An 18371-nucleotide genomic window follows, 5' to 3' on the forward strand; every position below is an offset into this window, starting at 1 on the left:
GCGGGACGGAGCGGTTATAGTCAATCGCGGTGACCAGCGCTATGCGCGGACGCGGACATACGACCCCGGCGCGTCCTCGAGTGGCGGATAGGCCTCGCTGCCGACGCTGCGGGCGGGAACTTCCTCCGGATCGAGCTGGCCGAGCCATTCGCGCCAGTCGGGCCACCACGAGCCCTTGTGCTCCTGCGCGCCCTTGATCCAGTCCTGCAGCGAGATGTCGTGGATCTGGTCGTTGGTCCAGTACTGGTATTTGCCGGAGGAGGGCGGGTTGACGACGCCGGCAATGTGCCCCGAGCCCGAGAGCACATATTTCACCGGGCCGCCGAAGAATTGCGAGCCGTAAAGCACGGAATCGGCCGGCGCGATGTGGTCCTCGCGCGTCGCCAGATTGTAGACCGGCACCTTCACCTTGGAGAGATCCAGCAGCGTGTTGTCGAGTACCATGGTGCCCGAGGTCAGCCGGTTCTCGAGATAGCAGTTGCGCAGGTAGTAGGAGTGGTTCGCCGCCGACATGCGCGTGGCGTCCGAGTTCCAGTGCAGCAGGTCGAACGCGGACGGCGGCTGGCCCTTCAGGTAGTTGTTGACGACGTAGGACCAGATCAGGTCGTTCGACCTGAGCATGTTGAAGGCCATCGCCATCTTGCTGCCTTCGAGCACGCCCGAGGCCTGCATGTCGCGTTCCAGCGCCGAGATCTGGGTTTCGTCGACGAACACGAGCAGATCGCCGGCATGGGTGAAGTCGACCTGCGCGGCCAGGAAGGTCGCCGACGTCACCCGCTGGCGGCGCTTGTCGGCGAGCCAGGCGAGCGTTGTCGCGAGCATGGTGCCGCCGACGCAATAGCCGATCGTGTGCACCTTGAGTTCGCCGGTCACCTTCTCGATGACGTCCATCGCGGTGAGGGGACCTTCCTTCATGTAGTCGTCCCAGGTCTTCGTCCCGAGCTTCTTGTCGGGATTGACCCAGGAGATCACGAACACCGTGAGCCCCTGATCGACGCACCATTTGATGAAGGATTTCTCGGGGCGCAGATCGAGGATGTAGAACTTGTTGATCCAGGGCGGCACGACCAACAGAGGCGTCCGCAGCACCGTCTCCGTCGACGGCGCGTATTGGATCAGCTGCATCATCTCGTTCTGGAAGATCACCTTTCCCGGCGTCGTCGCCATGTTGACGCCGACCTCGAGATTGGCCGGATCGGACTGGCGGATCTTCAAGGATCCCTTGCCGGCCTCGATGTCCTCGGCGAGCATCTGCATGCCGCGGACCAGATTGTCGCCGCTCGATGCCACCGTCTGCCGCAGCACCTCCGGATTGGTGAAGACGAAGTTCGACGGCGCCAGTGCGTTGGTGATCTGGTTGACGTAGAACTCGGCCTTTTTGCGCGTGTGCGGATCCAGCCCCTCGGCATTGTGGACGAGGTCCTGCGCCCACTGCGTCGTCAGCAGGTAGGCCTGCATCACGAAATCGAAGAACTGGTTGGACTTCCATTCCGGGTCGGCGAAACGCTTGTCGCGCGGCGACGGCGAAATGGCCGGCGGCGCCTCTTCGCCGGCGAGCCGCCGCGAGGCGGACCCCCAGAGATCGAGATAGCCCTTGGCGATCTTGGTCTGGATGTCGCTGGCGCGATCCTTGTCCGACAGCCAGTAGTCGGCGACCGCCGTGAACGACTTCACGACTTCGGCGAGTTCGGTCGGCGGCCGGTCCTGAACTTCACCGGTTTCCCGCGGCTTCAGATAGGCCGCGAGAGCCTTGCCACTGGTCTCCATCGCGCGCGCGATGTTGGTCGCGAAGGCTTCGGCGTCGAATGTTTTTGTTGATTGGGCGGTGCTGTTCGGAACGTCGGTCATGGCGTCCTCACACTATCGCGTCCAAGACGTTTCGTCACCGCGCGAGATCAATAATCCGCGAGTTTGCGGCGAATTCGATTTCTGCGTGTTGCGTTGCGAAAAAGTCTCTTGCTTTGGCCTTGTTTACAGCGCACGGGGAAGTCCTGTTCAAGCAGCCAATGTTTCGAGTGACAATTGGTTGTGCTGCGGCAAAATGTGCCGTGTTGCGATTGGCGGTTGGTGGAGTTCAGGGGGAGCCTTGGCGTGACGGGGGTGATGGACCAGAGTTGGCGGACGTGGGCACGCGCCCTTGCGGCGGGATTGGCGCTTGGCGCATCCTTGTTGCTCGCCGGCTGTTCCAGCCCGATCGCCGACATGCCGTCGCTCGAGGCCGACGCCAATGCCCGCCCGCGAGAGCCGGACGGCTACCTTCCCGTGAACGATCTCCCGCGCGACCGCGAGACACCGATGATCTCGCCGGAAGAGCGCGCCAAGATCGAAAAGGAGCTGAAGGCCGCGCGCGACCGGCAGGCGTCGGCTGGGACGGGCGTCAAGGACCGCTGAGCCGCCAAGCCCGATGACGTAATTTTCTGGCGCGCCGCGGCGTCCATGGTAAAACGTCGGAATCAACCGCACGTCAGCGTGTCGCCGCCAACCAGGCCGTAAGGCCGTGCTAAGCTCATGTTTCAGCACGGATTTCAGGGCATGACCCGCGGCGCCGCAGAGCCAGCGATGCTGGCTCGTCCGCCCCCGGTTGCCGGAGCCGAGAGACCCATGGAAGATTTCTATCGCATCCGCCGTCTGCCGCCCTACGTGTTCGAGCAGGTCAACCGGGCCAAGGCGGCCGCGCGGAACGCCGGGGCCGACATCATCGATCTCGGCATGGGCAATCCGGATCTGCCGGCGCCGCCGCATGTGCTCGAGAAACTCAAGGAGACCCTGGGCAAGCCGCGCACCGACCGCTACTCCGCTTCGCGCGGCATCGTCGGACTGCGCCGGGCGCAGGCGGCCTATTACGACCGCCGCTTCGGGGTGAAGCTGAACCCCGACACCCAGATCGTCGCTACGCTGGGCTCCAAGGAAGGCTTCGCCAACGTCGCGCAGGCGATCACGGCGCCGGGCGACGTCATCCTGTGCCCGAATCCGAGCTACCCGATCCATGCCTTCGGCTTCCTGATGGCCGGCGGCGTGATCCGCTCGGTGCCGTCGGAGCCGACGCCGCAGTTCTTCGAGGCGGCGGAGCGCGCGATCGTCCACTCGATTCCGAAGCCGCTGGCGCTGATCGTCTGCTATCCAAGCAACCCGACTGCCTATGTCGCGAGCCTCGACTTCTATCGCGACCTCGTCGCATTCGCAAAGAAGCACGAGATTCTCATTCTCTCCGACCTCGCTTATGCCGAGGTCTATTTCGACGACCAGAACCCGCCGCCCTCGGTGCTGCAGGTGCCCGGCGCGATGGATGTCGCGGTCGAATTCACCTCGATGTCGAAGACCTATTCGATGGCCGGCTGGCGCATCGGCTTTGCGGTCGGCAACGAGCGCATCATCGCGGCGCTGGCGCGCGTGAAATCCTATCTCGACTACGGCGCTTTCACGCCGGTGCAGGTCGCGGCGACCGCCGCGCTGAACGGTCCGGACGACTGCATCCGCGAGATGCGCGACGTCTATCGCAAGCGCCGCGACACGCTGGTCGAATCGTTCGGCCGCGCCGGCTGGGAAATCCCGTCGCCGGAGGCCTCGATGTTCGCCTGGGCGCCGCTGCCCGAGAAGTTCAAGAGCCTCGGCAGCATGCAGTTCGCGACGCTGATGGTGGAGAAGTCCGGCGTCGCGGTGTCGCCCGGCGTCGGCTTCGGCGAGCATGGCGAAGGCTATGTTCGCATCGCGATGGTCGAGAACGAGCAGCGCATCCGGCAGGCCGCCCGCGGCGTCCGCCGCTTCCTTGAAAGCGGCATCGAAACGTTGCACAACGTCGTTCCCATCGCCAATCGGCGCTGAACCCTCCGGTATTTTCCTTTCGACAGGTTCTTTGATTCCATGGTCGCACCCCTGAGAGTGGGCATCGCGGGCCTCGGCACCGTGGGTGTCGAGGTCGTTCGTCTGATCGAGCAGCAGGGGCGCGTGCTCACCGAGCGGACAGGGCGCCCGGTGCGCGTCGTCGCCGTGACCGCACGGTCGAAGGCCAAGAAGCGCGGCATCGATCTGTCCGGCATCACCTGGGCCAAGGATCCGCTGGCGCTGGCTGCCGATCCCGAGGTCGACTGCCTGGTCGAGCTGATGGGCGGCGCCGGTGATCCCGCGCTGTCGGCGATCGACACCGCGCTCAAGGCCGGCAAGTCGGTGGTGACGGCCAACAAGGCGCTGATCGCCAAGCATGGCCTGAAGCTCGCCAAGGCGGCCGAGAAGCATGGCGGCGCGCTGAATTTCGAGGCTGCGGTCGGCGCTGCCATTCCTGTGGTCAAGACCTTGCGCGAGGGGCTGGCCGGCACCGGCATCAACCGTGTCTATGGCATCCTCAACGGCACCTGCAACTACATCCTGACCCGGATGGAGCAGGAGGGCCTGTCGTTCGACGAGTGCCTGAAGGATGCGCAACGTCTCGGCTATGCCGAGGCTGATCCATCGTTCGACATCCACGGCCACGACACCGCGCAGAAGCTTGCGATCCTGGCGAGCCTCGCCTTTGGCACCCAGGTGGCGCAGAACGCCGTCTACGTCGAAGGCATCTCCTCGATCGCGCCGGAGGACCTGCGTGCGGCCGCCGAGCTTGGCTACCGGGTCAAGCTGCTCGGCGTCGCCATGCGGACCGCCAAGGGCATCGAGCAGCGCGTGCATCCGACCATGGTGCCGAAATCCTCGTCGATCGCCCAGGTGATGGGCGTGACCAACGCGGTCACGATTGACGGCGAAGGCATTCCGCCGATCACGCTGGTCGGTCCGGGAGCAGGGGGCGCCGCCACGGCGTCCGCCGTCGTCGCCGACATCGCCGACGTCGCTCGCGGCATCCGCGCCGCGCCATTCGGGCGACCGGTCGAGAAGCTGCAGGCGACCGAGAAGGCGCCGATGGAGCGGCATGAGGGCGGCTACTACATCCGTTTGTTGGCACGCGACCATGCCGGCACGGCGGCGACCATTGCGACCCGGCTCGCCGAGCAGAAAATCTCGATCGAGTCGATCGTGCAGCGCCATCCCAACGGCAGCGAGCCGGCGAAAGCCGCCGGCAAGGCTGCGCCGGTGCCGGTCATCCTGATCACCTATGCGACCCATGAGGACGCGGTGTACAAGGCCCTGCAGGCGGTGCAGCGCGACAAGGTCATCAGCGGTAAGCCGCAGGTCATCCGGATCGAGAAGAACTAGGGCATGATGCCCACGGAACCGCTTGTCCCTGCTCAAACAAACGCATGGCGTTTGCCCAAACTTCATGCTCAAAGCGGGGGAGTCGGCAGGCGCGAAACGGCCATCCGGGCCAGCCGTCTGATCGGTGCGCCGCCTGTGCTGGCGACGTTTGAGCGGTAGAATTTGATGGCGGATGTCCGCCGTGACGCCTTGAGGAGTTGACCGATGTCGACGCAGATTTCCGTCCCGCAGCAATTGTTGCTCGAGCGCATCCTGACGCTGGAGCTGGTGCGCGTGACCGAGCGTGCGGCGGTGTCGGCAGCGCGGTTGCGCGGCCATGGCCAGGAAAAGCCCGCTGACCAAGCGGCCGTGGACGCGATGCGCCGCGAGCTCAACAAGCTGCCGATCGAAGGCACGGTCGTGATCGGCGAGGGCGAGCGCGACGAGGCGCCGATGCTCTATATCGGCGAGAAGGTCGGCCTCAATGCCGGCCCGAAGGTCGACATCGCGGTCGATCCGCTCGAAGGCACGACCTTGTGCGCCAAGAACATGCCGGGCGCGATCGCGACCATGGCGATGGCCGATGGCGGCACGCTCCTCCATGCTCCCGACGTCTACATGCAGAAGATCGCCGTCGGCCCCGGCTATGCCAAGGGCGTCGTCGACATCGACGCGACGCCCGTCGACAACGTTCGCCGCCTGGCGAAGGCGAAGGGCGTCGAGCCCGGCGCGATCACCGTGCTGGTGCTCGACCGTCCGCGCCATGCCGACATCATCCAGGCCGTGCGCTCGACCGGCGCTGCGGTGCGGCTGATCACCGACGGCGACGTCGCCGGCGTCATCCACTGCGCCGACCCGGACAACACCGGCGTCGACATGTATCTCGGCACCGGCGGCGCGCCGGAAGGCGTGCTGGCGGCCGTGGCGCTGCGCTGCATCGGCGGGCAGATGCAGTGCCGCCTGATCCTCGACACCGAGGAAAAGCGCGAGCGCGCCCACAAGATGGGCGTCGGCGACCCCAAGATGATCTACGGGATCGAAGACATGGCCCGCGGCGACTGCCTGTTTGCGGCCACCGGCGTCACCACCGGCTCGCTGCTGTCGGGCGTCAAGTTCCGCAAGGACGGCGTCATCGAGACCGAGACCGTCGTGATGCGCTCGGTCACCGGCACGGTGCGCTACATCCGCGCCGAGCACCGGCAGCTGGAGAAGTTCCACCTCGACTGACGGCGGAGCGTCGCGATGTCTGATCTCTCGATGGTCAAGGCGCTGGTGTTCGACGTGTTCGGCACCGTCGTCGACTGGCGCACCAGCCTGATCGACGACTTCACAGCGTGGTCGAAGACCCGCGGCATCGAGGGCGACTGGACCGCGCTGGTCGACGGCTGGCGCGGGCTTTATGTCGGCTCGATGGACGAGGTGCGCAAGAATCCGGCGCGCGGCTATCTCATCCTCGACGTGCTGCACCGCCGCTCGCTGGAGACGCTCGTCGCGAAGCTCGGCATCACCGGTCTCACCGAGGTCGATCTCGATCATCTCACACGCGGCTGGCACCGGCTGCATCCGTGGGCCGACAGCGTCGCCGGGCTGACCCGGCTGAAGTCCAAATTCATCATCGCGCCGCTCTCCAACGGCAATGTCGCGCTGCTCACCAACATGGCGAAGTTCGCGAGGTTGCCGTGGGACCTCGTCCTCTCCGCCGAGCTGTTCGCGCACTACAAGCCCGATCCCGAAACCTATCTCGGCGCCGCGCGTCTGCTTGGGCTTGCGCCCGGCGAGGTCATGATGGTCGCCGCGCACAACAACGATCTCGAAGCTGCGCAACGCTACGGTCTGAAGACCGCCTTCGTCGCCCGTCCGACCGAATACGGCCCGTTGCAGAGCCGCGACTTCGAGGCCACCGGCGCCTGGGATATCGTCGCCGCTGACTTCAACGGTATCGCCGATCGGCTCGGCTGCTGATCCGCCTTGCTGATCCTCCTGCCTCACGCGCCCGCCACGATCACGCCGTACCAGCCGAGGCCCTTGTAGGTCTCGTAGCCCGGCGTGGCGTGAAATGCGACCGTGCGTCCGGACGTGTCCTGATAGAAGCCGCTGCGCTTGCCATCGAGCCTGAGTGACACGCGCTCGCTCAGGATGCCCTGGCCGTCCGAAGCCGCGATGACGCGCAGACCCGAGTCGACCAGCAGCGCGCGTGCCTTGTCAGCTTCGTTGACGCGGACGCCCTGGACGATCGCGCGTGCCTGGGCTTCCCAGTCGAAATGAATGGCGAGCACGCCCAGCGGCTTGCCGTGGGCCTTGCCGTCCTCGCGCACGGACGCGCAGTAGGTCGCGACCTGGGCATTGCCAAGCAGCGGCTGGCACTCGACGTCGCCGGCGACGTAGTCGTCGCCGGACCGCAGGCCGCGCGCCTCGCGGAACCATCTGGTCTCGGCCACGCTCTGGCCGACGACGTTGAAGCGGTCGGCGCGGCCGTTGGCGATCACCTTGCCGCTGGGATCGCACAGCCACAGATCGAGGTAGACGGTGTAGGCCGACAGGATCACCGCGAGCCGCTCGGACACGTGGGCGACGCTCGCCGCGTCCGTCGCGGCGGCGCAATCGACCACGGCGGAATCGGTCGCCCACCAGCGCACGTCGCAGGTCCGCTCATAGAGATTGCGGTCGATCAGCTCGATGGCGTTGAGCGCCAGATCGACCATGCGTTCGCCGCGCGCCCGCTCGGTCATGCGCTCGATCGAGCCTTTCAAATTTCCGGTGCGGGTCGTCAACTGGCCTTCGAGCTCGCGTGCGATGGTCTCGACCTGCTGGCCGACCGCGCGCACTTCCTGTGCCACCACCGCGAATCCGGCGCCTTGTGCCCCGACGCGCGAGCTTTCGATCAGCGCGTTCAGCGCCAGCATCTTCATCTGATTGGTGATCTGCTGGATCGACCTGGTCTTCTCGCAGGCGATCTGGTTGACCTCGCCGGTGAGCCGGGCGATCAGCGCGGTGACATCGGTCTCGTCATTGTCGGGAGAGGGCTGCGCGGGCGCGATGGAGGGCGCATTCTTGAGATCAGGCGCAATCAGCATCGGTATCAACTCCATGTTGCTGCGCGTCTCCGTCGGCGTGGAGACCGCGAAAATAGCCGGCTCAATATTTGATGGAAATTGTACGGAGTTCGCCTAACGGCTGTTTAATGCACTCTCTCAAACATAGCTCAAATGTTAGGCAATCACGCGCATTGGGCACCAGTTCCGCGAAATTCCGGTGGTTTCCATCTTCGGAACCCCCTGCGGCCGGCGAATTGCAGATAGTTTGCAGGCTGACTTCCGAATCGTTGCGCCGCCCGAGGCTCACGCCGTCATGACACCATCCGCCACCGCCTTGCCCCTGAGCGCGCCGCCCGCGTTCCTCGGCGTGCGGCTGTCGTTGACCGGCAAATTGTGGCGCGACCGGCTCGGGACCCGCGCCGCGGCGCAGGCGCTGGCGATGGTGCAGCGCTATCAGCTGCCGGAGATGCTGGCGCGGGTCCTGGCCGGCCGCGACGTCGACATCGATGAGGTGCCGGACTTCCTCGATCCCACCATCCGCAAGATGATGCCGGATCCGTTCACGGTGACGCAGATGGAAGCTGCGGCCAACCGCATCGCCGATGCGGCAGTGCGGGGCGAGAAGGTCGCGATCTTCGGCGACTACGATGTCGATGGCGCGACGTCGGCGGCGCTGCTCGCCTGGCACCTGCGCCATTGCGGGCTCGATCCCCTGATCCACATTCCGGATCGCATCTTCGAGGGCTATGGCCCCAACGTCGACGCCATCCGTGCGCTGGCAAACAAAGGCGCGACCCTGCTGGTGACGGTCGATTGCGGCACCACCAGCCTCGAGCCGCTGGCGGAGGCGCGGCGGCTCGGCATGTCGGTGGTCGTGATCGACCACCATCAATGCGGCGAGGAGCTGCCGGAGGTCGAGGCGCTGGTCAATCCGAACCGACCTGATGATCTCTCCGGCCTCGGTTATCTCGCCGCGGTCGGGCTGACCCTGGTGACGCTGGTCGCCGTCAACAGGGAGCTGCGCGGCCGCGGCTTCTGGACCGCGGAGCGCCCGGAGCCCGACCTGCTCGGCATGCTGCATCACGTCGCGCTCGGCACCGTCGCCGACGTCGCACCGCTGATCGCGCTCAACCGCGCCTTCGTCGCCAAGGGGCTGATCGCGATGCGCCGCCGCGACCATGTCGGCCACACCGCGCTGATGGATGTCGCACGGCTCAATGGCCCGCCCGAGGCCTGGCATCTCGGCTTCATGCTGGGTCCGCGCATCAATGCCGGCGGCCGCATCGGCCGCGCTGATCTCGGCGTGCGCCTGCTGCTGGAGGGAGACGTCTCGGAAGCCGCACGGATCGCCGCCGAGCTCGACCGGCTCAACGGCGAGCGCCGAATCATCGAGCAGCAGGCCGAGGCGCAGGCCGAGGCCGAGGCGCTGGCTTCGCTCGGTCTGGAGGACAAGGGCGCCGTCATCGTGACGGCGTCGGAAGGCTGGCATCCCGGGGTGGTCGGGCTGGTCGCCTCGCGCCTGAAGGAAAAGTTCGCCCGTCCCGCCTTCGCGATCGCGCTGGAGCCCGGCGGCATCGGCACCGGATCGGGCCGCTCGATCCCCGGCGTCGATCTCGGCAAGGCGGTGCGCCATGCGGTGGAGCAGGGCATCCTGATGAAGGGCGGCGGCCATGCGATGGCTGCCGGCGTCACCCTGCGCAAGGAGCGGCTGGCGGAGTTTCGCGCTTATCTCGAAAGCGCGCTCGCCGCCGACGTCGCCGAGGCGCGCCACGTCAACGAGATCCTGATCGACGGCGCGATCAGCGCGCGCGCCGCGACGCCGGAGCTGGTCGCGACGCTCAACCGCGCCGGCCCCTTCGGCAGCGGCAATCCGGAGCCGATCGTGGCGCTGCCGTCGCATCAGCTCGTCTATGCCGACGAGGTCGGGCAGGCGCATCTCAAGCTGCGCTTCAAGTCCGGCGACGGCGCCACCGTCAACGCCATCGCGTTCCGCTCGGTCGGCCAGAAGCTCGGCAATGCGCTGCAACAGCATCGCGGCCAGATCCTGCATGTCGCCGGCACCCTTACCGTCGACCGCTACCAGGGCGTCGAGCGCGTGCAACTGCGCGTGCTGGATGTTGCCGTGCCGGATCATGGTCCGGCGATGATCAGGTAGAGCCACACTCACAGTGTCGTCCCGGACAAGCTTCGCCGACGCTCGCGTCGGCGAAGCGCCGATCCGGGACCCATACGCCGCAGCAGATGTTGTGAGGACGAGATGCCCATTGCGATCGTGCCACGCAGGTCTCCCTGTGGGTATGGATCCCGGGTCGGCGCCCCACGCGCTACGCGCGCGCGGCTTGCCCGGGACGACAGTGGAGCGTGTGACGCGCATCGTGCCTCACACGACCAAGTACAAGCATGACCGTTCGTTCTCGCCGCGCATTCGCGCCCGAGTGATGCATCGTCAAAGACCCTCCTGATAAGAGAGGGCGCAGGGAATGCCGGGTGAAGGCCCCACCCATGGCCCGCCTGCATCAAAAAAAGCAGGCGGCAGTCACCACAGGCAAAGCCGTTTCAACCGGCATTCCCTGCGCGATGGTTTTCACGATTATACGCGATCTCCCCGGTGTCCGGCTTGATAGCCACCGTCGTCGGTGTGATCATCATCACCCACCAACTTGGCGCCAGCGTCGGGGCGCCAGGACCACGCGACTTCACGTCCGCAACCTGCCGTTCGTCGGCGCGCCTCAGCACGCTGCGACCGATCGCGGCCACCGCATCCCGCCCTCCACGTTCGTGACGATCGCGAAGCGCCCCTCTCATGAGGACGAGATGGTGGCAATATTTCCGATTTTCGGAATAAATGCAAGCGGAAAATATGGATGTCGGCGACTCGTCAGAGACAGGTCGTTGATGTGGCTTGCCAAAATAATCCGAAGCATATCTCAGAGCACGGCCATTTGAAGCTCAGCGCCAGGACGGCTTCGGCAGCGGGGCTGGATTGAACTTCGGGATCGGCCGCGGAACGGGAGGAGGCACGGCGTCGTCGGACACCGAAAACAGCAGGATGGCTTCGAATGGCACGTCGGGAGCTTCGGCCGCAAAGCCGGCGCAGGTGACGGGCGTGCCTCTGCAGCAGCCTTCGAGGCTCAGGGTCAGTTCGTCCGGGCCGAACAGCGAGGGCTGTCCGGGGGTGTGACGTCTCGTCGTGATGATCGCGGTAAAACGATCGCCATGCGCCTCGTAGCTTCCGGCATAGCTCAGCACGCTATCGCCGCCGCAGACCTTGCCGCCCACGAGTTCGACGATGCCCGTTCCCTGGCCCTTGGGGGTCCTGAACCAGGCGGAATAGGTGCCGTCCTTCATCATCTGCCGTCGATCGCGCTGTGGGGTCCCGCCTATCGTCGTGGGGCGGGAATTAAGGGAAGGTGAAAGCCGATGTTCGAATCGACCCGGACCGCCGATTTTGTTCGTGTACGAATGGTTGGCCGCCCTCGCCGTGCTCCCGGCGCCTTCCATCGGTCGTTCGTCGGGACGAATCGACACCACGCCGCGCCGTTCCGCCTTTCCTCAGGAAATTTGTCTGAAGCGATCGCGGGCCGCGTATAAGGGAACGAGACCCAGGTCACCTTGAGGGATATGTGATGGCATCCGAAACGCGCTCGCCTCGTCTTGCGGTCCTGATCGACGCCGACAATGCCTCGGCCAAGATCGTGGACGGGCTGTTCGAGGAAATCGCCAAGATCGGCGAGGCCAGCGTGCGCCGGATCTATGGCGATTTCTCCAGTCCGCGCTCGAAGCCGTGGGCCGATACGCTGGCCAAATATGCCATCGTGCCGCAGCAGCAGTTCGCCTACACCACGGGCAAGAACGCGTCCGACATCACGCTGGTGATCGACGCGATGGACCTGTTGCACAGCGGCCGGTTCGACGGCTTCTGCCTGGTGTCGTCCGACAGCGATTTCACGCGGCTCGCGGCGCGCATCCGCGAGCAGGGCATCGATGTGTTCGGATTCGGCGAGCAGAAGACGCCGGAGAGCTTTAGGCAGGCCTGCCGCCGCTTCGTCTACACGGAGAACCTGCGTGGCGGCACTGCGAGCAGCAAGGATGCCGACAGCATGGCTGCACCGAAATCGCTGCTGCCGATCAGCGCCGCCACGCCCGTCATCGAGAAGGTGATCACGCAGATGGAGAGCGAGGACGGCTGGGTCGCGCTCGGCGTCGTCGGGACGCAACTCTCCAACCTCGTGTCCGACTTCGATCCGCGGACCTATGGCTGCCGCAAGCTGAGCGACCTCGTGCGCAAGACCGGCGCCTTCGAGTTCGAGGAGCAGACCAAGGGCGGCGGCTCGGTGCGCATCCGCGTCAAGACGGCGGGCGGCTCGCACGCCAAGGCGAAGCCGCCGAAGGCGGGGCAGCGCGATCAGGCCAAGTCGTGATATTGCCTGCGCGTGTTGATGTCAGCTTGATAGTCGCGCTCTTGACAACAAGCGAGGCCGGGTGGGCAAAGCCGCCGCCGAAGGCGGCAGCGTGCCCACCTTCGGGCGGCGTGCTCAGCGGTGGGATGGTGGGCACGGCGCCACGACGAGTTCGGAGGTCGTGAGAGCACCGCTGTGCCTTTGCCCACCCTCCCTTTTCTTCGCAGCTCACCCACCCTGCCGTAGCTTCGCCAGCACCTTGAGCCCGCCATAGCCGTCGGCTGGCTGGAGGCCGGCCTTGGCCTGGAAGTCGCGGATCGCCTTCATGGTGTCGTTGCCGACGCGGCCGTCGGTGCCGCCGGTGTCGAAGCCGGCGGCGGTGAGGCGCTTCTGCATCTCCTGGACTTCGGCGAGCGTGAGCGCGCGCTCGGAGCCGGGGAAGGGCTGCAGGAAGGGCGGGCTGCCCAGGATGCGGTCGCCGAGATGGCAGATCGCGAGCGCGTAGCTCATCGCCGGATTGTAGGACTTCACCGAATAGAAGTTCGGACCCAGCAGGAAGGCGGGGCCGCCCTCGACCGGAATCCACAGCTGCGCCGAGGCGTTCGGTTGCGGGAACGGCTGGCCGTCGGCACGCGTCACGCCGGCCGCCTGCCAGGCGGCGTAGCTGCGGCTGCCCGACATGTTGCCGGGCGCGCGCACCTCGTAACCCCAGTGTTCGCCGCGATGATATTTGCCGCGGTTGACGAGATAGCGCGCGGTCGAGCCGAGCGCGTCGTCGGGGCGGCCGAACGGGTTGATCTTGCCGTCGCCATCGTAGTCGAAGCCGACGTTGAGCCACACCTCGGGCATCCATTGCGTGTGGCCCATCGCGCCGGCCCAGGAGCCGCGCATCTCCTCCGGCGTGCTCCAGCCGCGGTCGACGATTTTGAGCGCGTTGGTGAGCTCGGTTTCCCAATAGGCCTTACGGCGCGGCTCGTTCCAGGCGAGCGCGGCCAGCGCCGGAAACACCGGGCGCATGTGGTTCTGCTGCACCAGGGGATCGCCGAACGCGGACTCGACGCCCCACAGCGCCAACAAGGTGCCGCGCTCGACGCCAAAATCCTTCTCGATGCGCGCGAACAGCGCCTCGTTCTTCTGCAGCGCGACCTTGCCGTTGATGACGCGCCAGTCGGAGACGCGGCGGTTGATGTATTGCCAGAGCTGCTCCTTGAACTCGGGCTGGTTGCGCATCTCCTTGAACACGGTCATGTCGGGCTCGATGCGGGCCATGACGCGGATCCAGGTGGCCTGCGAGATACCCTTGGCGAGCGCGCGGGCGCGAAAGCCGTCGCGCCAGGCCTCGAATTCGGCAGGCGCCGCGGAGGCCGGCAAGGCAGGGACGAGCAGCGCGGCGGCACCGATGCCGGAGCGGAGCAGGGCGCGGCGGGTCAGGGAATCGGGCTGGGTCATGGACGGCAGTCTAACCGCTCCGGGCCGGGACCGGCAAAGCCCGCGACGGGCGGGAACTCTCACGTGCCGTGCAGCTCGGTGGCCACCTGCGCCAGCCAGCGCCTGATGATGGCGAGGTCCCGCCCGTCCAGGCCGCCGGCTAGCCGCCGCTCCAGTGCAGTTGCTTTCAGCCGCGCCTTGGCCAGCAGCGCGAGGCCGTGACGGGTCAGGTTCCACTGCAGCACCCGGCCATGGATGGGGTGCGGCGTTCGCTGGATGGCGCCGTCGCGTTCCAGGTTGGCGATGATCACGTTCACCGTCTGCGGCGTCAGCAGCGCGACGCGGGCGCAGTCGGCCCCGGACAGGCCCGGATAGGCCTTCAGCATCGTCAGCACCACGAATTGCGGATGGGTCAGGCCGGTCGAGGCGAGCGCGCGGTCGAGCGACAGCCGCGCCGCCGCCTGGGCCTGGCGCAGGAGATAGGCGAGGTGGCCGTCCTCGCCGCGCTTGCCCTCGCCGGGCACCGGCAGGGATGGCGCGATGCGTCGCGGCGCCGATCGAGGGGTTGTCTTGCGGGAGGTCGTCTTGCGCATGATATCAGAGCTCTGATAAGTCATCAGAAGGCTGATAACATAAGAGATGACCCATGTCACATGCGCGCAGCGAGTGCACGACGTTCCGGAGCCAGGCGCCGGAGCTGTATGACGCCATTCTTGCGGTGAGCCAGCAGGCGGCCAAGGCCGGCCTCGACAAGCAGTTGCTCGAGCTGGTCAAGATCCGGGCGTCGCAGATCAACGGCTGTGCGTTCTGCGTGCAGCATCATTTGCTGCTGGCGGAGAAGCTCGGCATCTCCGCCGACAAGATCAATCTCGTGGTGGTATGGCGCGAGGCGCCGCAATTCTCGGCCCGCGAGCGTGCGGCGCTGGCCTTCACCGAGGCGCTGACGAAGCTGGATGGCGGGGTGAGCGACGAGGTCTACGCGCTGGCGCGCGCGGAGTTCTCGGAAGCCGAGCTGGTGTTCCTGACCTCGGCGATCGGCGTGATCAACCTCTGGAACCGCTACGGTGTCGCGTTCCGCTGGACGCCGGCGGAGCGCCCCGCACGGCCTGCCTGAACGGCGGGAACCCGGGCGGCGAGATGCGAGTTGGGCCTCCAAAGCAGAGGAGGTGCGCATGACGGAGCCGAACGAGCCGCTCAAGCCCGATGATTTTCCGCTCGAGGCCGGGAAGGGGTGTGTCTGCCGCCAGGACGGCAAGCCGATCGCACGCGCCAACACCGATGCGATGGCCCAGGAGATCGCCGATCGCCTCAACGCCGAGGAGCACCGCCGCGAAGAGGACAAATGGTCGGCGTGATCGCAGCGTGCGGCGAACGACTACTTGTCTAATGACCTGGACGGATCGCGTGGCTGCCCTCACCCTGACCCGTCGGCAGGGCTATCGGATTTGACGATCGAAGTGTTGCGCTCGTCTGTCTCCACGTCGTCATGCCCCGGGACGGAGCCCGGGCATGACGATGTGGAAACGTTTCGCGAAACACTCGGACTGGTCAGATGCGATAGCTCTGGTCAGGACGGGGGAGAGGAGCGCAGCCGCGATGCTTCGTATTCTTGTCTGCTCGCACGTTTTGTCCGGCTGAACCGGAATGCGCTTCGCAGACATTCAGAGCGCGCTTGTAGCCGCAACTGCGAGAAGCGCTGACGGCTCGCTGATAAATTGTGTATTCCGCTCGCGCATGTGGTCCCCTCAGAACGGATTGGCGGGCTGTGCGCGCTTCGGCCCTTCCGGCTTGGGTTCGAAAGCGAGGCTGGGCTCGGTCGGCATCACGCGGGCTCCGGCGGCACGAGCGACCTGGCCGGTGGTCGAGAGCCGTGCCTGTTCGGCGGATTTGATCTCCGGCGGATGCCAACGGTCGCGCACCAGCACCGTCAGCGCGCCGACGCACCCCAAGGCGATCGCTGCCGAGACCAGCGCGGCTCCGGTTCTGCTTTGCGGTTTGTCTGTCACGATCCGTCGTCCTCCTGTCGGTCGACAACCCGGAGCGGACGCAATGGGTTCCGGGCCCTGTCGGGGGGCCGGGGACGCCGTCAGTTCGGGGCGTGCACGGCGTCAGCCTGAGGGCCGGCGGCCGGCGGGAGCGTGCCCGTGATGGCCGGAGCGGCAACGGACGAGGAGACCATCTCCGTCCCGATCTCGTGGCCGCGGCCGCCGATCAGCCGCTCATAGGCCGCGATCAGGGTCATGTAGGGATTGACCCAGATCCAGCCGTCACGCGTGAACAGCTGGACGTCGAAATGCAGATGGCGCGTGGTGCCGTTGGGGTGGTCGAGATAGTTCGAGACCACGCCGATCGGCTGGCCCTCGCGAAGGCTGCGGCCGTTCAACAGGCCGTCGGCATCCAGCGCCGACGGGTTCATGTGCATGTAGCGGAAACGGATGTGCTCGGTGCCGGTGTTGACCTGCACCGTCACCGCCTGCTGCCGGGTCGAGCGGATCACGACGCCGTCGCGCACGGCGAGCACGCGCTGCCGCCACGGGTCGCACGCCTCCGGGCCGTCGCGGCGCACCGGGCAGGCGCCGGGCCTGATGTCCTGACCCTGATGGCCGAAGCCGCTGGCGCATTGGCCGACATTGAAGCTGCGGGCCTCGCAGAAATTGTCGCGCCAGGGGTACTGGCTCCACGGTTGGTCGAACTTGTCGCTCGCGCGGCGGCGGCCGAACGATTGCGAATGCACATAGGCCGGCGCGTCGAGCGGATAGCGGATCTGCGAATAAGCGGTGAGGTCGGCGCGTCCGCTCTGGCCGCGGGCGCCGCTGTTGACGACGATGTCGCCGGCTGGGCGATAGGTGAAGTCCGGATCGGGCGCGGGCGGCCGTTCGATCGCCGCCGGCGCGATCTCCGGCGGCAGGCGCCGCGGCTGGCCGCCGGCGATGCGCAGCGCCTTCAGGAAGCGCTCGGCGATCGGACTGGCCTCGCGGCAGGCGAGTCGCCGCGGTCGCGGCGCGCTGTCGAGGCACTGGATCGAGACCACATAGGGCACGCCGAAGCGGGTGAAGGCGTAGCGGACGTAGCCTTCACGGATGAAGCGGCGCAGATCCGGATATTGCGCGGCAAGCGCCTTGACGCTCTCGCCTTTGCCGCCTGCGGGATCGGCGACGTCGTAGGTGAGGACGGAGCCGGTGATCTGGATTTCGACCGGCCTTGCGAAGACGCGCGACGGCAGGCCCGAGGTCGCCTCGGTCGGCAGCGAGAACACGGCGTCGTAGCCGGACGGGCCGGCATCGAACAGATCGGTCTGGAAGTCCGCCTGATGGCGCGGCAGCGCTTGCGGATCGATTGCGCCCTTCCGGCGTGCGGCGAGATAGGCCGTGGTGTCGAAGGGCAGCAAAACGGGGACCGGACTGCGTCCGATCCCCGTGAAAATCGCCGAGGTCACGCCGTTGAGCTGGACCAGCGCGGGCCGCTGGCGCGGATCATCGGCGGCGACGCTGCGCCGGCGCGCCGTGAGCGCAAAGTCGGCGGCGACCTCGGGCGCCGCGTTGAGCTCGGAGCGGAGCTGGTCCATCGCCGCGCGCCAGTCGGCGCGGTTGATGGTGACGGCGGGCGTCGCGAACGCATCGGCCGCCTGCGCCGTCGGCGTCAGCGTGTGGATCGCCGCCAGGGCGGCGAAGACGATGGTGACCCGTGCCCCCAATCCCTCAGCGCCCCCCGGCGTCAGTTCATTCCGCTGCCCCGCGCATCAGGCTCAGTCCTTGGCGCGCTCGCAATAGGAGCCGTCCTCGGTCATGACGACGATGCGGGTGCCGACTGTGATGTGCGCCGGCACGCCGGTGCGCACGCCATTGGAGAGCACCGCCGGCTTGTACGACGACGACGCGGTTTGGCCCTTGGTGACCGGCTCGGTCTCGACCACCTCGAGCGTGACGCGCTGCGGCAGGGTGATCGCCACCGGCACCACGTCGTGCATCGACAGCTTGACCGTCATGTTTTCCTGGAGATAGGCCGCCTGGGTGCCGACCACGTCCTTCGGCACCTGGACCTGGTCGTAGGTCTCCGGGTTCATGAAGTGGAAGCCGTCGGCATCCTCGTACAGGAAGGTGAAGTTGCGCTCTTCGATCGTCGCCTTCTCGACCTGGTCGGTGGTCTTGAAGCGCTCGGAGATCTTCACGCCGTCGCTGATTCGGCGCATTTCGATCTGGCTGACCGGGGTGCCCTTGCCAGGATGGATGTTCTCGGCGGTCACGACGACGTAGAGCTTGCCGTCTTGCTCAATGACGTTACCCTTGCGAATAGAGCTGGCGATGACTTTCAAAGCTGTTTTTCCTGATATTGAACGGGGACCGCGGAC

The 18371-nt window shown here is 66.5% G+C and carries 18 protein-coding genes; 9 read left to right on the plus strand and 9 right to left on the minus strand.

Going from position 1 to position 18371, the window contains the following annotated elements:
* Positions 1–39 precede the first annotated feature (39 nt).
* Positions 40–1848 (minus strand): PHA/PHB synthase family protein, encoded by a 1809-nt coding sequence (locus tag ACQR1B_RS23505; protein ID WP_434833941.1) that lies wholly within the window; start codon positions 1846–1848, stop codon positions 40–42.
* Between the two features lie 180 nt (positions 1849–2028).
* Here ACQR1B_RS23505 and ACQR1B_RS23510 point away from each other — a divergent pair, with 180 nt between their 5' ends.
* From ACQR1B_RS23510 to ACQR1B_RS23530, 5 genes are all read left to right on the plus strand, one after another.
* On the plus strand, positions 2029–2391 hold the full coding sequence (locus ACQR1B_RS23510; protein WP_434834057.1) for a hypothetical protein: 363 nt from the start codon (positions 2029–2031) through the stop codon (positions 2389–2391).
* 210 nt (positions 2392–2601) lie between these two features.
* Entirely contained in the window at positions 2602–3822 is a 1221-nt protein-coding gene (locus ACQR1B_RS23515; protein ID WP_434833942.1) for an LL-diaminopimelate aminotransferase, read from the plus strand.
* 39 nt (positions 3823–3861) lie between these two features.
* The gene (locus ACQR1B_RS23520) at positions 3862–5181 is read left to right on the plus strand and encodes a homoserine dehydrogenase (protein ID WP_434833943.1); all 1320 of its coding nucleotides are present in this window, start codon (positions 3862–3864) and stop codon (positions 5179–5181) included.
* Positions 5182–5385: 204 nt separating this feature from the next.
* Positions 5386–6387: a class II fructose-bisphosphatase gene (glpX, locus tag ACQR1B_RS23525; protein ID WP_434833944.1), complete on the plus strand. Its 1002-nt coding sequence runs from the start codon at positions 5386–5388 to the stop codon at positions 6385–6387.
* A gap of 15 nt (positions 6388–6402) precedes the next feature.
* Entirely contained in the window at positions 6403–7122 is a 720-nt protein-coding gene (locus ACQR1B_RS23530; RefSeq protein WP_434833945.1) for a haloacid dehalogenase type II, read from the plus strand.
* 23 nt (positions 7123–7145) lie between these two features.
* Here the strand turns inward: ACQR1B_RS23530 and ACQR1B_RS23535 are convergent, their stop codons facing one another.
* Positions 7146–8234 carry a methyl-accepting chemotaxis protein gene (locus ACQR1B_RS23535; RefSeq protein ID WP_434833946.1) on the minus strand — a complete coding sequence of 363 codons (1089 nt, stop codon included), beginning with the start codon at positions 8232–8234 and terminating at the stop codon, positions 7146–7148.
* 274 nt (positions 8235–8508) lie between these two features.
* Between ACQR1B_RS23535 and recJ the strand changes: the two genes are divergently transcribed.
* Entirely contained in the window at positions 8509–10350 is a 1842-nt protein-coding gene (gene recJ / locus ACQR1B_RS23540; protein ID WP_434833947.1) for a single-stranded-DNA-specific exonuclease RecJ, read from the plus strand.
* Positions 10351–10751: 401 nt separating this feature from the next.
* On the opposite strand, the gene ACQR1B_RS23545 is transcribed toward recJ, so the two are convergent.
* Positions 10752–10952 (minus strand): hypothetical protein, encoded by a 201-nt coding sequence (locus ACQR1B_RS23545; protein WP_434833948.1) that lies wholly within the window; start codon positions 10950–10952, stop codon positions 10752–10754.
* A 192-nt stretch (positions 10953–11144) separates the two neighbouring features.
* Entirely contained in the window at positions 11145–11546 is a 402-nt protein-coding gene (locus ACQR1B_RS23550) for a hypothetical protein (protein WP_434833949.1), read from the minus strand.
* A gap of 275 nt (positions 11547–11821) precedes the next feature.
* Between ACQR1B_RS23550 and ACQR1B_RS23555 the strand changes: the two genes are divergently transcribed.
* Complete coding sequence (locus ACQR1B_RS23555; protein WP_434833950.1) at positions 11822–12616, plus strand: NYN domain-containing protein; 795 nt, start codon at positions 11822–11824, stop codon at positions 12614–12616.
* A gap of 207 nt (positions 12617–12823) precedes the next feature.
* Here the strand turns inward: ACQR1B_RS23555 and ACQR1B_RS23560 are convergent, their stop codons facing one another.
* Both ACQR1B_RS23560 and ACQR1B_RS23565 read right to left on the minus strand, forming a co-directional pair.
* Complete coding sequence (locus ACQR1B_RS23560) at positions 12824–14044, minus strand: lytic murein transglycosylase (protein ID WP_434833951.1); 1221 nt, start codon at positions 14042–14044, stop codon at positions 12824–12826.
* A 59-nt stretch (positions 14045–14103) separates the two neighbouring features.
* Entirely contained in the window at positions 14104–14616 is a 513-nt protein-coding gene (locus ACQR1B_RS23565; RefSeq protein WP_434833952.1) for a MarR family winged helix-turn-helix transcriptional regulator, read from the minus strand.
* Between the two features lie 53 nt (positions 14617–14669).
* Here ACQR1B_RS23565 and ACQR1B_RS23570 point away from each other — a divergent pair, with 53 nt between their 5' ends.
* Both ACQR1B_RS23570 and ACQR1B_RS23575 read left to right on the plus strand, forming a co-directional pair.
* Positions 14670–15137 carry a carboxymuconolactone decarboxylase family protein gene (locus tag ACQR1B_RS23570; RefSeq protein WP_434833953.1) on the plus strand — a complete coding sequence of 156 codons (468 nt, stop codon included), beginning with the start codon at positions 14670–14672 and terminating at the stop codon, positions 15135–15137.
* 58 nt (positions 15138–15195) lie between these two features.
* Positions 15196–15378 (plus strand): hypothetical protein, encoded by a 183-nt coding sequence (locus ACQR1B_RS23575; protein ID WP_434833954.1) that lies wholly within the window; start codon positions 15196–15198, stop codon positions 15376–15378.
* A gap of 390 nt (positions 15379–15768) precedes the next feature.
* On the opposite strand, the gene ACQR1B_RS23580 is transcribed toward ACQR1B_RS23575, so the two are convergent.
* From ACQR1B_RS23580 to efp, 3 genes are all read right to left on the minus strand, one after another.
* Positions 15769–16032 carry a hypothetical protein gene (locus ACQR1B_RS23580; RefSeq protein ID WP_434834058.1) on the minus strand — a complete coding sequence of 88 codons (264 nt, stop codon included), beginning with the start codon at positions 16030–16032 and terminating at the stop codon, positions 15769–15771.
* Between the two features lie 77 nt (positions 16033–16109).
* On the minus strand, positions 16110–17717 hold the full coding sequence (locus ACQR1B_RS23585) for a M23 family peptidase (RefSeq protein WP_434833955.1): 1608 nt from the start codon (positions 17715–17717) through the stop codon (positions 16110–16112).
* Positions 17718–17768: 51 nt separating this feature from the next.
* On the minus strand, positions 17769–18335 hold the full coding sequence (gene efp, locus ACQR1B_RS23590) for an elongation factor P (RefSeq protein ID WP_434833956.1): 567 nt from the start codon (positions 18333–18335) through the stop codon (positions 17769–17771).
* Between the last annotated feature and the right edge of the window lie 36 nt (positions 18336–18371).

The sequence above is a fragment of the Bradyrhizobium oligotrophicum genome (assembly GCF_051168495.1).
GTDB classification, from domain to species: domain Bacteria; phylum Pseudomonadota; class Alphaproteobacteria; order Rhizobiales; family Xanthobacteraceae; genus Bradyrhizobium; species Bradyrhizobium oligotrophicum_A.